This is a genomic window from Streptomyces sp. NPDC038200 (assembly GCF_055600785.1).
In genome coordinates this window covers 1,040,657-1,053,785 of record NZ_JBVJYH010000001.1, presented here as the reverse complement: position 1 = coordinate 1,053,785, position 13,129 = coordinate 1,040,657, and the positions used below count along the sequence as shown (strand labels likewise).

Sequence of the window (13,129 nt, the reverse complement as noted above, 5' to 3'; positions counted from 1 at the left end):
TCATGCCGCCGCGGTGACCCCGGGGCGGCGGGCGAAGCCGAACAGGTACGTCGCCGCGAAGCCCACCGCGTACCCGGTGAGCAGCCCGCCCCCGTAGACGGCCGCCGCCACCCCCGGCCCCCTGTTCCCCGCCAGCAGCGGGAACAGGGCCCAGCCGGACGGGCCGATGGCCGTGGCGCCGACCTTCGTGCCCAGCATGGCGAAGAAGCCGACGAACGCCCCGCCGGCCGCGCCGCCCGCGCAGGCGGTCAGGAACGGCCGGCCGAGGGGCAGGGAGACGCCGTAGATCAGGGGTTCGCCGACGCCGAGCAGGCCGGCCGGGAGCGCCGACCGGATCGTCGTACGCAGGGAGACGTCGTGGCGGAGACGGACGTAGACGGCGAGGGCCGCGCCGACCTGGCCCGCGCCCGCCATGGCCAGCAGCGGCAGCAGGACGGTGTAGCCCTGCTGGTCGATCAGGGTGGCGTGCAGCGGGATCAGGGCCTGGTGCAGGCCGAGCATGACCAGCGGGAGGAACAGGCCGCCGAGCACCAGTCCGGCCACGGCCCCGGTGGTCTCCAGGAGCCAGTTCGCGGCCGTGCCGATCGCCGTCGCCGTCGTCCCGGCCGCGTACATCAGGCCGTACAGCGTCAGCAGGCCGGGGACGAGGACGGTCACGGTGGGGGTGAGCAGGACGTCCAGCGCGCCCGGCACCCGGCCCCGGCACCACTTCTCCACCCGGGTCGCCAGGAACGCCGCCGCGAGCGCGCCGAGCACCCCGCCCTGCCCGGGCGCCAGCTGCACACCGAACGCCGTCACCTTCGCCACGCCCGGATACACGACGACGGCCGCCACCGCCCCGCCCAGCACGGGTGTGCCGCCGAACTCCTTCGCCGTGTTGTAGCCGACGAACACCGCGATCAGCGCCATGAAGGCGGAGGCGATCGCGGCGAGGGCGGGGGTGAGGCCGGGCAGCCAGCCGGCGTTCAGCAGCAGGCCGTTGAGGCCCGCGAGGATGCCGCAGCCGATCAGGGCGGGGATGAGCGGCACGAAGACGTTCGCGACGCGGCGCAGGGCGGTCTTGAACGGGGTGGCGTTCCGGCGCCGGATCACCTCCTTCAGCGCGGCCCCCGGCGGGGCGTCCGCCGGGGCCTCGTCCTGAGGGACGTTCAGCGTCACGCCCGGCGCGGCTGCCGGGACCGCGTCCCGCGGGTCCTTCGGCGTCGCTTCCCGCGGGGCCGCCGGGACTTCGTCCCGCGGGCCCTGCGGGACGGCCCCCGGCGGGACCCGGTCGCGCAGGGCGTCCTCCACCGCCGCCGTGACCTCTTCCACCACGCCCGGGCCGAGCACGATCTGCCAGCCGGGCCCGGCGGCCACCACCGCCAGCACGCCGGGCACGGCCCGCAGGGCCTCCTCGTCCCCGGCGGCCGGGTCGGCGAGGGTCAGCCGGAGCCGGGTCATGCAGTGGGCCACGGAGATGACGTTGGCCGGGCCGCCGACCCGGGCGAGGACGGCGGCGGCGGTGGAGGCGGGGTCGTTGCGCACGTCCCGAGCGTGCGGGTCAGCGGGGTGCGTGCGCCAGCGCGGCGCGCAGATGGCCGCCGGACTCCTCCAGAAGGCGGGCGGCCGTCGGGCCGTCGACCCCGGCGAGCAGGGCCAGGATGGCGGGTTTCACCTCGCCGCCGGTCTCCGTGAGGGCCTTCTCGATCTCGGCGTCGCCCGCGCCCGTGGCCAGGGAGACGATCCGGCGGGAGCGGGCCCGCAGCTTGTCGTTGGAGGCGCGCACGTCGACCATCAGGTTCCCGTACGTCTTGCCGAGCCGGATCATCGTGATCGTCGACAGCATGTTCAGCACCAGCTTCTGAGCCGTGCCCGCCTTCAGCCGGGTGGAGCCGGTGATCAGCTCCGGGCCCACGACGACCTCGATGCCGTGCTCGGCGGCGGTGGCCAGCGCGCTGTGCTCGTTGCAGGCCACGCCGATCGTCAGCGCGCCGAGCGCCCGGGCGTGCTCGACGGCCCCGACGGCGTACGGCGTCCGGCCGGAGGCGGAGACGCCGACCACGGTGTCGTCGGCGGTCAGCTTGAGCGCGTCGAGGTCCCGGCGGGCCAGCTCCGCGGAGTCCTCCGCGCCTTCCACGGAGGTGACCATGGCCGGGGGGCCGCCCGCGATCAGACCGACGACCTGGTCGGGGTCGGTGTTGAAGGTCGGCGGGCACTCGGAGGCGTCGAGCACGCCGAGGCGTCCGGCGGTGCCGGCGCCGGCGTAAACGAGTCGTCCGCCGCGGTTCATGCGTGCGGCCACGGCGTCGACGGCGGCGGCGATCCGGGGCAACTGGCCCGCCACGGCGGCGGGTACGCCCGCGTCCTCGCCGTTCATCAGACGGGCGATGTCGAGGGTGGGCAACCGGTCGATGTCGGCCAGCTCGGGACGGAAGGCCTCGGTGGTCAGCGAGGCCAGTTGGGTGCGCAGGTCATGAGAGGTCATACGGGGGGCGGCTCTCTCCGGTGACGTGTCCAAGGGGCGGTGAACCTACCTGGGGGCGCGGGGAACCGCGCGACCGGCCACGAGGGATCCGCGCATGCCCCACAACGCCCACTCCTACGGTCTAACGCGAAGCACTCCGGTGCCGGTGCGCCAGCGCCTCGTATGAGGCGGCCAGCGCCGGCGCCGCGGTCTCGTAGGTCCGCTGCGCCACGCCCACGAACAGGCAGTCCACCACCAGCAGCTGGCTCGTCCGCGAGGACATCGCGGCCGGCCGCAGCTCGGTCTCCCGTGAGGTGGCCGTGGTCAGCACGTGGTCGGCGTACTGGGTGACCGGTGAGTCCGGGCGCCCGGTGACGGCCACCGTCGTCGCCCCGCGTTCGAAGGCCACCCGCAGCGGTTCGATGACGTCCCCGGTCGATCCGGAGTGCGTGATGGCGATCGCCACGTCGCCCGAACGGAGCTGCACCGCGTTGGTCACCGCGAGGTGCGGGTCGCTGTGCGCGTGGGCTATGACCCCTATCCGCAGCAGCTTCTGGGTGAGGTCCTGTGCGACGAGCCCGGACGCCCCGATGCCGTACACATCGGTGCGCCGGGCGGCGGCCAGTGCGGTGACGGCCGCGCCCAGCTGGACGGTGTCGAGTCCGGCGGCCGTGTCGGCGAGGGTCTGCTGCTCCTCGTAGGCCAGCTTGGCGACGACGTCGGCGAGGGGGTCGTCCACCGCGATGTCGGTGGTGATCACGGGGGCGCGTCCGGACTGCTGCTGGGCGGCGAGCCCGGCGAGGGCGAGTCGCAGGTCGCGGTAGCCCGGATAGCCGAGCAGCCGGGCGGTGCGGACCACGGTGGCCTCGCTGGTGCCGGTGAGTTCGGCGAGACCGGTGACCGTGAGGGCGGCGCAGCCGGCCGGGTCGCCCGCGACGGCCTCGGCGACGCGCTGCATGGACCGGGTCATGGACGGGGCGAGCGTGCGCACCTTGGCGGCGAGCGAGCCGCCCGGACTGCCGAAACTTTCCTTCACGTCCTGGGTCACGAATGAAAGATATTTTCGGTTCGGTGTTGCGGTCAAGAGTGCGCACAATGGGGGGCATGGACCCCATCAGCCCCCTTGAGCAGGCGTTGCACGCGGCCCGCGCCCTGGTGCTCGCGGATCTGGTCGCCGGCGAGGTCGCGGAGGCGGATGTCGTCTCACTGGTGGAGGACTCCATAGTCCAGCGGCGCTGGTGGGTCGAACAGTGGCCGGACGGCATGGCCTTCGTCGCCGGACTGGTCGCCCAGGACGTGCAGGACGCGCTGCTGGAGAAGTACGGCCGCTGGCCGCTGTGCCCGGTGTGCGGCTCGGGCGACCCGCACGCGCTGGACGTGGAGCCGGAACTGGGCCCGGATCCCCACTGGGTGTGCCACAAGGTGGGGGTGAGGGTCGCGTCGGTCGGCTCGCTGGGCTCGGCCACGGGCGGAGCGCCGACCTCGTGAGGTGCCCGTGACGCTCTACATCGACCCGCCGACCTGGCCCGGCCACGGGCGGCTCTGGTCGCACCTGGTCAGCGATGTGTCGTACGACGAACTGCACCGGTTCGCCGCCGGTTTGGGCATGCCCCGGCGGGCCTTCGACGGCGACCACTACGACGTGCCGTCCCACCGGTACGCGGACGCGGTGGCCGCCGGCGCGGTCCAGGTCAGCAGCCGCGAGGTGGTGCGACTGCTGAAGTCCTCCGGGCTGCGCCGGCCGAAGGGGCGTCAGGCGCGGCGGATGTAGAGCCGGAGCCCGGCGTCCGTGTCGTGCTCGTCGTGGGCGGTCCGCTCCTGCTCCACGGTCGCCCGGGTGAAGCCCGCCCGGGACACCACGGCTTGCGAGGGCAGGTTGTCCCCCTCGATCGAGGCGAGGACCGTGTCGACGTCGTCCCGGGCCAGCGCCCACTCGGTCAGGGCGGCCAGCGCCTCGGTGGCGTAGCCGTTGCCGCGGGCGTCCTCGACGAGGTCGTAGCCGATCTCCACCCGGCCCTCATCGTCCGGGGCGCCGTGGAATCCGATGCCGCCGACGGCCCGTCCGTCCTCGCGTCGTACCAGGGCGAAGACCCCGAACTCCGGCCGGTGGACGCCCGCTTCGTACGCCTTCAGCAGGAAGCCGCCGGCCTCGCGCGTGCCCTGGTACGGCCCGCCCTGGAGCCACGCGAAGCCGCCGTCGCCGCCGAGGGTCAGGTCACGGGCGGCGGCGGGGTGGATGCCGACGAGGTCGAGGCGGCCGGCGGTGATGACGAGGTTGTTGTACCAGGTCCACTCGGTGACCGGGGCGCGGCCGGGCAGCTCGCCGCGGCCGGTGGCCCACAGCAGGGTCGGCCAGGGCGCGGGGCCGGGCTGGACATGCGGGAAGAGCCGGCTCAGGACGGACTCGGCGAGGTCGGCGGGCGGCTCGAAGGCGAGGCCGAGGCCCTGGGCGATGTCGTGGGTGTGCAGCAGCGCCTCGGTGACGCCCATCGCGGCGAAGCCCTCGCGGTCGGCGCTGCCGAAGGGGGCGGGGTGGAAGGCGCGCACGCCGGGCGGTGCGGTGCGCACGGCGGCGGCCAGCAGGGCACCGGTCGCCTCGATCACCTGGAGCAGACCGGCGTTGTCGGTGCCCTCGGGGAGGGTGATGCCCAGCGGCAGACGGCCCTGGGCGCGGCCGGCCAGGCGGCTCGCGTACGCGGCGAAGTCCTCGGCGATGTGGAACGCCGTGGTGCGGCAACTCCAGTCGAGACGCCCGGCGTCCACTGCCGCCCAGTCCCGGTCCAGCGCCCCGCGCAGTGCCGCCGTGCAGCTCGCGACAGCCGCCTCCACCTGGTCCCCGCTCATCGTCCGCATGCGCGCACAGTACGGGCGCGGCGGTCTCAGGTCGACAGCATTTCCAGCTCGGCGGCGAGGTTGTGGCGGGCGGTGGCCTCCCAGTGCTCGCGGCCGTACGGGGTCCGGAACAGACGGGGGAGGCCGAGGAGTTGGCGCAGCACCGCCGAGCGTCCCTCGCGGAAGGCCGCGCTCGGGACGAAGTGGTACTCCTCGCGGACCTCGGCGGTGTAGGCGGCGTACGCCGAGGGGGGCGCGGCCAGGATCGCGAGGTCGGCGTCGCACAGCACCTGGCCGTCGCGGTCGTCGTCGGCCGGGTCGTGGGTGACGGTGAGCCGGACCAGCCGGGCCACCTCGGCCGTCCTGGCCTCCGGCACCCCGGCCTCCGGCAGGGCGCGCTCGGCCAGCCGCGCGGACCGCTCCTCGTTCTCGGACCGGTCGGGAAGGTAGACGGCGTCGTGGAACCAGGCGGCCAGGCGGACGACGTCCGGGTCGGCGGCGTACGTCTCCAGGACGTCGACGTGGTCGAGTACGGCGGTGAGGTGGGCCACCGTGTGGTACCGGCGCTGGGGCTCCTGCCAGCGGGCGAGCAGGTTGTCGGCGTAGGCGGCCGGGTCGGGGCCGCCGCCGGGGGCGCGGGCCGCTTCCAGGGCGCGGGCGAATCGGAGGCGCAGGGCGTCGAGGTCGGCCATGGCCCCCATTCTCCCGCTCTTCCGCGCGGGCCGGGGCCGGTGTGCCGCGCGAAGGCGCTCGGCCGGTGCGCTCCGCGGCGGCTTTCGGCCGGTGTGCCGTGTGCCGTGTGCCGGATCGGCGGGCGGCGTGCTTCGGTGTCTACCGGCCGCCCGTCGGCGCCCCTAGCGTGATCCCCATGACGGACATGCTGCGAGCACGCGATCCGCAACTCCCCGGGCGGCTGCTGGCCGCCGAGCGCGACGCCCTCGTCCCCCTGCTGCGGTCCCTGCCCGACACGGAGTTCGCGCTGCCGGTGGCGGCGTGTCCGGGCTGGTCGGTGCGGGATGTGCTGGCGCACTGTTCGGCCGCGCTGACCCGGGTGGTGGAGAACCGGTTCGAGCGGGGCGTGTTCTCGCCCGAGTCGAACGACCGGGACATAGCCGAGCGGGCCGACTGGACGCACGCGCAGGTCGTGGACGAGCTGGAGCGCGGGATGACCGGGGCGGGGCCGGTGATCGCCCGGACGGACGGGGGCCTGGACATCCTCGGGCTCGGCGAGTGGGTGCACGCCGGGGACGTGCGGGACGCGCTGGGGGCGCCCGGGGCGTACGCGGGGGCCGCGCTGCCGGACGCGCTGGTCCTGCTGGCCCGGGTCACCCGGGAGCGGGGGCACGTGCCGCTGCACGCCGACCTGGACGACGTGGACGAGCCGCTGCGGTTCGGGGCGAGGGCCGGGGACGGGCCGCCCGCCCGGTACCTCGGCGACGCCGCCACGCTCGTGCGGCTGTACGCGGGACGGCCGGTGACCGGTGCGGACTACGAGCTGGCCGGGGTGCGGGAGGGGGAACTGAACATCTTCGGATGAGTGAGGGCCCCATGGCGCCCGGGGACCGGCGTACTCTTGAATTGGACTAGACCTGTAGTCGCCCGATGAATGCCGATGAATGGGGTGCCATGAGCAAGCGTGCAGTCCTGGAGGTGATCGCCCTCGACGTCGAGGACGCGGTCGCCGCCCAGGCCGGAGGCGCGGACCGGCTGGAGCTGGTCACCGATATGGCGGCCGACGGGCTCACTCCCTCGCCCGTCACCGTCGCCGCGATCCGTGCCGCCGTCGACATCGACCTGCGCGTGATGCTCCGCCTCGCGGACGGGTTCGCGGCCGGTGACGTGGACCGCCTGGTCGGCGTGGCGGGCGAGATGCGGCAGGCCGGCGCCGACCAGTTCGTGCTCGGGTTCCTCGCCGAGGACGGCGGGGTCGATCTGGCCGCGGTGGAACGGGTCGCCGGCGCGCTCGGCGGCTGCCGGTGGACCTTCCACCGGGCGATCGACCGGGCCGCCGACCGGGACGCCCTGCGCAAGCAGCTCGCCGACCTGCCCGGTCTGGACACCTACCTCACCGCAGGCTCCGCCGCGGGCGTGGACGACGGCCTGCCCACACTGCTCACCGAGGCGGCGCACGGCGGCGAACCCGGGTACGAGCAGCAGATCCTGGTCGGCGGCGGACTGCGCCTCGCTCATGTGCCGCAGCTCCGGGCCGGCGGTCTCCGGGCGTTCCACATCGGCGGCGCGGCCCGCCCCGACGGCTGGCGGGGACCGGTCTCGGCCGACGCGGTCGCCCAGTGGCGCTCGGTGCTGGACGGGGACGCCGGTTAGCCGGGCCTAGCGGTTCCGGCCGCGCGGGGCGTGCTCCCGGGCCGTATGCGGGGCGGGTGCCGGGAAGCCGGCCGGGTTGACGCGGGCCTGGTCGGCGAGGAGGTCGGCGAAGGCGACGGTGAGGGAGTCGGGGCGGCTGCGGGTGTAGGCGGTGACGGTGCGGCAGACCGGGGGATCGGGACGGAGCACGACGCCGTCGAAGTGGGGCGGGACGATGTTGGCGGGCACCAGGGCCGGGCCGAGTCCGGCGGCCGCGAGCAGGGGTGCCGCGGAGGTCTGTTCGGCGCGGACCGCCGCTCGCGGACGGAAGCCCGCCTGGGCGCAGACGCGGTCGAGCAGATCGGCGAGGCCGTTGTCGGGGGCGTAGTGAACCCAGGCGCGGTCGGCGAGGTCGGTGAGGGCGATGGTGCCGGACGGGTGTCCGGCCGGTGGATCGTCGGCGGGCAGGACGATCGCGAACTCCTCGACACCCAGCTCGCGGATCGGTCCTTCCCAGGCGGCGGGCGCGGGGCCGATCGCGAGGTCGGCGCGGCCGGCGGCCATGGCGGCCTGGAGCCGGTCGGCGTGCGGGTACTCGCGCAGCCGGATCCGTACACCGGGGTGGCGGTGGTGCCAGGCGCGCAGCACGGGCGGCAGGATGCCGAGGCTGACCGAGTAGATGGCGGCGACCTCCAGCTCGCCCTCCTCCAGACCCGCCGTGCGCCGTGCCACCGTGTGCAGGCGTTCGGCCTCGGCCAGTGCGGCGCGGGCGTGCGGCAGGACCGCCCGGCCCATCGGGGTCAGCCGCACCGAGCGCGGCAGGCGTTCGAGGAGTGGGCCGCCGACTGTGCTCTCCAGGGCCCGCATCTGGTGGGAGAGCGCGGGTTGGGTCACGTGCAGCCGCTCGGCCGCGCGGGTGAAGGAGCCGGTGTCCACCACGGTGACCAGGTATTCGAGCTGCCGGAGCGTCGGAATCGCCATGAGTGGATTTTATCGCTGTGGTGATGAGCAAGCCTTGGACTTATCGCTGGCGCCCGAGAGAGGGTCGTGGTGCGACCGCCGCGGGGAGCAGGGAGCGGCCGGACAACCGATGACTCGAAGGAATTCCTCATGTTCGATGGCACGCCTCTCAAGGGGCAGCGGCTTGTCGTGGTGGGCGCGGGTTCGCGCACCGGGCGCGCGCTCGCCAAGGCCGCCTCGGCGGCCGGCGCCGCGCTCGTGCTGGCCGGTCCGGATCCGCGCAAGCTGGAGTGGACGGCTGGTGAGCTGTCCGGGCCGTCCGAGGTGCTCGCGCTCGACCTCGCCGACGAGCGGTCGATCGCCGACTTCGCCGGGGCGGTGGGCGGGTTCGACCACCTGGTCTCCACCGCCGCGATGCCCGCCAACGGCCCGCTGCGGGACCTCGTACCGGCCGATGTGCAGCGGGCGTTCTCGGCCAAGGTGATCGGGCCGCTGCTGCTGGCCAAGCACCTGGCCGGGCAGGTGCCCGAGAGCGGTTCGTTCACGTTCTTCTCCGGGGTCGCCGCCTGGCGGCCGGCGCCCGCGCGCACCGTGATGGCCACCACCAACGGCGCGCTGGCCTTCCTGGTGCAGGCGCTGGCGGTGGAGATCGCCCCGGTCCGGGTGAACGCGGTCTCCCCCGGCATCGTCGACACCGGCTCCTGGGACGGTCTGGGCGTGGACAAGCCGGCGTTTCTGCGGGGTGTGGCCGAGCGCAACCCGGCCCGCCGGGTGGGCAGCCCGGAGGACCTGGTCAAGGCCGTGTTCTACGCCATCGACAACCCCTACGTGACCGGCACCGTGCTGCACGTCGACGGTGGTGGCCGCCTTGCCTGACCGGTGCCCCGCCGGCGGCGGTCGACCACCCCTGAACCGTCGAGCGTGACCGGCTTGCTCAACGTGACCGGCTTACTCAAGGAGCACTCCTCATGCGTTCGCGCATCCTCATCCGTACCGCCGCCCTCGCCGCTGCGGCTGCCGTCGCCTGCCTGGCCGGTGGCGCCGCTGCCGCCACCTACGGCCACGGCCACCACCATGCCTCGCACGCCTGGCCGCAGCGCCTGATCGACCGCTCGCCCGGCCTGGTCCAGCCGCGGGCGATCACCGTCGACCACTCGATCGGCGAGAAGCGCGCTGCCCAGGAGGTCCACCTGGCCCAGCAGCTGTACACCTTCTGGAACACCGGGCAGCGCACGTACCTGGACGCCGCCGTCAGCCCCCGGTTCAGGGACAACACCCTGCCCGCCGGCCGCCCGCAGGGCCCCGCCGGGCCGGTCTTCGCCTCGAAGAACTTCCGCGCCGCCGTGCCTGATCTGACCTGCGAGCTGTCCGACCTGCTGGTCACCGGCGACAAGATCACCGCCCGGCTGGTCTTCCGCGGTCACTTCACCGGCTCCTTCAACGGCGTCCGGGGCAAGGGCCAGAGCGTCGACTTCGACGCCATCGACATCCAGCACGTCGGCACCGAAAAGATCGTCGAGGACTGGCACATCGAGGACAACGAGGCCCTGCTGACCCAGCTGGGCGTCAAGGGCTGACGCCTCTCCTCCCGCGCGCCGGCGAAAGGGTCCCCCGCGCAGCCGCCCGTTGCGGCGGATCCGGTCGCGGTGTCAGTTCTTCACCGGGTGCAGGCAGAGCGTGCTCTCGCCGTCCACGCTGTACTGGAGATGGGCGATGTAGTCGCCGGTCGCGCAGTAGCCGTCCTTCGGCTCGGTGATGAGGTACTGGGCGTCCGCGGAGTCGCAGGGGACGTTCCTGAGGTCCTGGTGGGGCCACTCGCGGTCGTTGTGCGCGCACGCCCCGACCGAGAGCGGATCGCGGTTCTTCCTGGGCTGGAACTTGACCCCGCTGCCCTCCTCGGTCGACCCGCCGACGAGGATCAGCACGGGAACGGCGACCACCAGCGCGGCGAGCGCGGCGAGCGGGACGAGTCCGATCAGGCCGGCCGGCCGCCTCAGCAGCGGGCGGCCGGGGTCCAGCGGCGGGCGCCAGGCGGCCGTGGCCGGCGGCGGCAGCTTGCGGACGCGGGCCAGTGCGCCCAGGTTGAGCAGTAGGACGACCGGGGTGATGAGCATCGACAGCGCTCCCCACCAGCCGCGCACCAGGGTGTCCGACTGCATCTGCCGGAACACGGCCAGCCCGCAGGTGCGGCACAGCACGCCCCGGCGCCGCAGGAACCGCATGATCACCACCATGCCCTGGTGCCCGCGCACCGTCACCGGCGTGGCCGGCATCGCCCCGCACACCTCGCACCCGGGTCCGGGGCCGGGTCCGGGCGGATACGGCGCCGGCTGCTGGTAGGGGCCCGGCGGTTGCAGGTACGGGCCCGGCTGCTGCTGGTAGGGGCCCGGCTGCTGCTGGTACGGGTGCTGCGCGGGGTGCGGGAACGGCGTACTCAACGGGAGCCTCTCCAGGGGGACATGCCGGAACGGCTCAGCACCCTACTCGGCGAGCTGCGCGGGCAGCGGGGCCGAGTGCGTCACGATCAGGCCCGACACCGCACGGGTCAGCGCCACGTACAGGCGGCGCAGCCCCGTGCGTTCGTCCGGCTCGTCGTCCACCACGGCCCGCGGCTCGTCCAGCACCACGTAGTCGTACTCCAGACCCTTGGCGAGCGAGGCCGGGACCAGGGTGAGGCGGGTCTCGCGGGTGGTCTCCTCACCGGGGGCGAGGCAGGGGATCCCGGCCGCCGTCAGTGCCTCGGCGAGGGCCGGGACCCGGGCGTCGGCGGCGATCAGACCGGTCGAGCCCTCGTTGCGCAGCAACCGGGCGCAGGCGGCGACCACTTCGGCCGTCTCCGTGACCGTGCGGACCTCGAAGAACCCCGGGTTCTCCCGGACGGAGGCGACGGGGGCGAGGCCGGGCGCGATGTGCGGAAGCAGCCGGGAGGCGTACGCGATGACGTCCGTCGGCACGCGGAAACCGGCGGTCAGCTCCTCGACCGCCCCCTCCGGCTTGCCGAGGTGCCCCAGCGCCTCCGCCCAGCTCCGGGTCGCCCACGGGGTCGTGCCCTGCGCGAGGTCGCCCAGCACGGTCGCGCTGCCGGTGGTGCAGCGGCGGCCGACGGCCCGGTACTGCATCGGCGACAGGTCCTGCGCCTCGTCCAGGACGACATGCCCGAGCGAGTGGGTGCGCTGGATCAGGTCGGCCGCCTCGTCGATCAGCACGGTGTCCGCCGCCGACCACTTCGCCGACTTCACGCTGCGCACCGGCTTGGCCCACAGGATCGTCTTCTGCTCGTCCTCGTCGAGGAGCCCGGCGGCGTGCTCGGCGAGGAACTCGGCGTCGGAGAGCAGCCGCAGCACGAGCTTGGCCGGGTCCACGGCCGGCCAGAGGGCCTTCACCGCCGCCTTCACCGCGCTGTTGCGGGCGACCGCGTCCTGCACCCGGTCGTCCGGGGCCTCCCCGGCCCGCTCCATCTGCACCAGCACCGCGTGCGCGATGCGCTGCGGCAGGGCCTCCCGGGCGGCTCCGTAGCGGATGTCCCGGGCCAGCAACTCGCGGACCAGCTCCTCCAGTTCGTACGCCGGGATCCGCCAGCGGCGGGAGCCGCGCACGACCACGACGGGTTCCGTGGGCAGCGACACCTGGGCGTACAGCGCCCGGCGCAGCACCTCGGCCATCCGGGCGTCGCCCTTGACGATCGCGGCGGCCGCCTCGTCCGCGCCGCGCACCTCGACATGGGCGACCAGGTCGTCCACCGTGGCCTGCTGCACGGTCAGCTCGCCGAGGGCGGGCAGGACCTGCTCGATGTAGTGCAGGAAGGACCGGTTCGGCCCGATGACCAGGGTGCCGGTGCGGGCGAGCCGCTCCCGGTGGGCGTAGAGCAGATACGCGACCCGGTGCAGGCCGACGGCGGTCTTTCCGGTGCCGGGGCCGCCCTGGACACAGACCGTGCCGCCGAGCCCGCTGCGGACGATCTCGTCCTGCTCGGGCTGGATGGTGGCGACGATGTCCCGCATCGGGCCGACGCGCGGCCGCTCGATCTCCTGCTGGAGGAGCTTGCTGGTGGTGGCGGCCCCCTCGGCCGGGTCGGAGAGGTGCTCGTCCTCGTAGGCGGTCAGATCGCCGCCGGTGTAGCCGAAGCGGCGGCGCAGTCCGATGTCCATGGGGTTCTTCTTGGACGCCCGGTAGAAGGGCTGGGAGACCGGCGCACGCCAGTCGATGACCATGGGGTCGCCGTCGGCGTCGTGCACATGCCGCCGCCCGATGTAGAACCGCTCGCCCTCGGCGCCCTCCGCCTGCTCCGCGCCCGGGGCGTGCAGATAGTCGAGCCTGCCGAAGAACAGCGGGGTGTCGCTGAGATCGGCCAGCGCCTTGATCCGGTCGTCGATCTGGCGGGCGAGCACCTCGGCGTTGACCCAGTTCGCGGTGACGTCCCGGATGTCCAGGGCCTCCACGTCCTCGCGCATGGCGCGCAGGGCGGACCGGGACGAGGCGAGGTGGGAGCGTTCCCGGGAGAGGGGGTCGGCCGACCGGTCGGTCGGCAGGCCGGCGGGCGTTTCGTGAGCGGGCGCGGACAAGGGGGTGCCTCCGGTGGACCTGCTGCGT

Annotated in this window: 14 protein-coding genes; 6 read left to right on the top strand and 8 right to left on the bottom strand. The window is 74.2% G+C overall.

Going from position 1 to position 13,129, the window contains the following annotated elements:
• The 3 genes from ACZ7KF_RS04475 to ACZ7KF_RS04465 form a co-directional block, all read right to left on the bottom strand.
• Positions 1-1,524, bottom strand: coding sequence for a PTS transporter subunit EIIC (locus ACZ7KF_RS04475; protein ID WP_471069359.1), 1,524 nt, complete (start codon positions 1,522-1,524; stop codon positions 1-3).
• A gap of 16 nt (positions 1,525-1,540) precedes the next feature.
• Positions 1,541-2,464, bottom strand: coding sequence for an N-acetylmuramic acid 6-phosphate etherase (gene murQ / locus ACZ7KF_RS04470; RefSeq protein ID WP_471069357.1), 924 nt, complete (start codon positions 2,462-2,464; stop codon positions 1,541-1,543).
• A gap of 121 nt (positions 2,465-2,585) precedes the next feature.
• Positions 2,586-3,491 (bottom strand): MurR/RpiR family transcriptional regulator, encoded by a 906-nt coding sequence (locus tag ACZ7KF_RS04465; protein ID WP_471069355.1) that lies wholly within the window; start codon positions 3,489-3,491, stop codon positions 2,586-2,588.
• A gap of 56 nt (positions 3,492-3,547) precedes the next feature.
• On the opposite strand from ACZ7KF_RS04465, the gene ACZ7KF_RS04460 reads away from it, so the two are divergent.
• Both ACZ7KF_RS04460 and ACZ7KF_RS04455 read left to right on the top strand, forming a co-directional pair.
• On the top strand, positions 3,548-3,931 hold the full coding sequence (locus ACZ7KF_RS04460; protein WP_471069353.1) for a hypothetical protein: 384 nt from the start codon (positions 3,548-3,550) through the stop codon (positions 3,929-3,931).
• 7 nt (positions 3,932-3,938) lie between these two features.
• The gene (locus ACZ7KF_RS04455) at positions 3,939-4,214 is read left to right on the top strand and encodes a DUF4031 domain-containing protein (protein ID WP_471069351.1); all 276 of its coding nucleotides are present in this window, start codon (positions 3,939-3,941) and stop codon (positions 4,212-4,214) included.
• Here ACZ7KF_RS04455 and ACZ7KF_RS04450 read toward each other — a convergent pair.
• Both ACZ7KF_RS04450 and ACZ7KF_RS04445 read right to left on the bottom strand, forming a co-directional pair.
• Entirely contained in the window at positions 4,196-5,296 is a 1,101-nt protein-coding gene (locus ACZ7KF_RS04450) for a GNAT family N-acetyltransferase (RefSeq protein WP_471069349.1), read from the bottom strand. The genes ACZ7KF_RS04455 and ACZ7KF_RS04450 overlap by 19 nt on opposite strands.
• A 26-nt stretch (positions 5,297-5,322) precedes the next feature.
• Positions 5,323-5,967: an HD domain-containing protein gene (locus ACZ7KF_RS04445; protein ID WP_471069347.1), complete on the bottom strand. Its 645-nt coding sequence runs from the start codon at positions 5,965-5,967 to the stop codon at positions 5,323-5,325.
• A gap of 185 nt (positions 5,968-6,152) precedes the next feature.
• Between ACZ7KF_RS04445 and ACZ7KF_RS04440 the strand changes: the two genes are divergently transcribed.
• Positions 6,153-6,812: a maleylpyruvate isomerase family mycothiol-dependent enzyme gene (locus tag ACZ7KF_RS04440; RefSeq protein WP_471069578.1), complete on the top strand. Its 660-nt coding sequence runs from the start codon at positions 6,153-6,155 to the stop codon at positions 6,810-6,812.
• A gap of 89 nt (positions 6,813-6,901) precedes the next feature.
• Positions 6,902-7,600 (top strand): copper homeostasis protein CutC, encoded by a 699-nt coding sequence (locus tag ACZ7KF_RS04435; protein ID WP_471069345.1) that lies wholly within the window; start codon positions 6,902-6,904, stop codon positions 7,598-7,600.
• A 6-nt stretch (positions 7,601-7,606) separates the two neighbouring features.
• Here ACZ7KF_RS04435 and ACZ7KF_RS04430 read toward each other — a convergent pair whose 3' ends face one another.
• On the bottom strand, positions 7,607-8,560 hold the full coding sequence (locus ACZ7KF_RS04430; RefSeq protein ID WP_471069342.1) for a LysR family transcriptional regulator: 954 nt from the start codon (positions 8,558-8,560) through the stop codon (positions 7,607-7,609).
• A 129-nt stretch (positions 8,561-8,689) separates the two neighbouring features.
• Between ACZ7KF_RS04430 and ACZ7KF_RS04425 the strand changes: the two genes are divergently transcribed.
• On the top strand, positions 8,690-9,415 hold the full coding sequence (locus ACZ7KF_RS04425) for an SDR family oxidoreductase (protein WP_471069340.1): 726 nt from the start codon (positions 8,690-8,692) through the stop codon (positions 9,413-9,415).
• A gap of 92 nt (positions 9,416-9,507) precedes the next feature.
• Complete coding sequence (locus tag ACZ7KF_RS04420) at positions 9,508-10,116, top strand: ester cyclase (RefSeq protein ID WP_471069338.1); 609 nt, start codon at positions 9,508-9,510, stop codon at positions 10,114-10,116.
• 72 nt (positions 10,117-10,188) lie between these two features.
• On the opposite strand, the gene ACZ7KF_RS04415 is transcribed toward ACZ7KF_RS04420, so the two are convergent.
• Together ACZ7KF_RS04415 and ACZ7KF_RS04410 are read right to left on the bottom strand one after the other, a co-directional pair.
• On the bottom strand, positions 10,189-10,977 hold the full coding sequence (locus ACZ7KF_RS04415) for an LppU/SCO3897 family protein (RefSeq protein ID WP_471069336.1): 789 nt from the start codon (positions 10,975-10,977) through the stop codon (positions 10,189-10,191).
• Between the two features lie 42 nt (positions 10,978-11,019).
• Complete coding sequence (locus ACZ7KF_RS04410) at positions 11,020-13,101, bottom strand: HelD family protein (protein WP_471069334.1); 2,082 nt, start codon at positions 13,099-13,101, stop codon at positions 11,020-11,022.
• Positions 13,102-13,129: the final 28 nt, after the last annotated feature.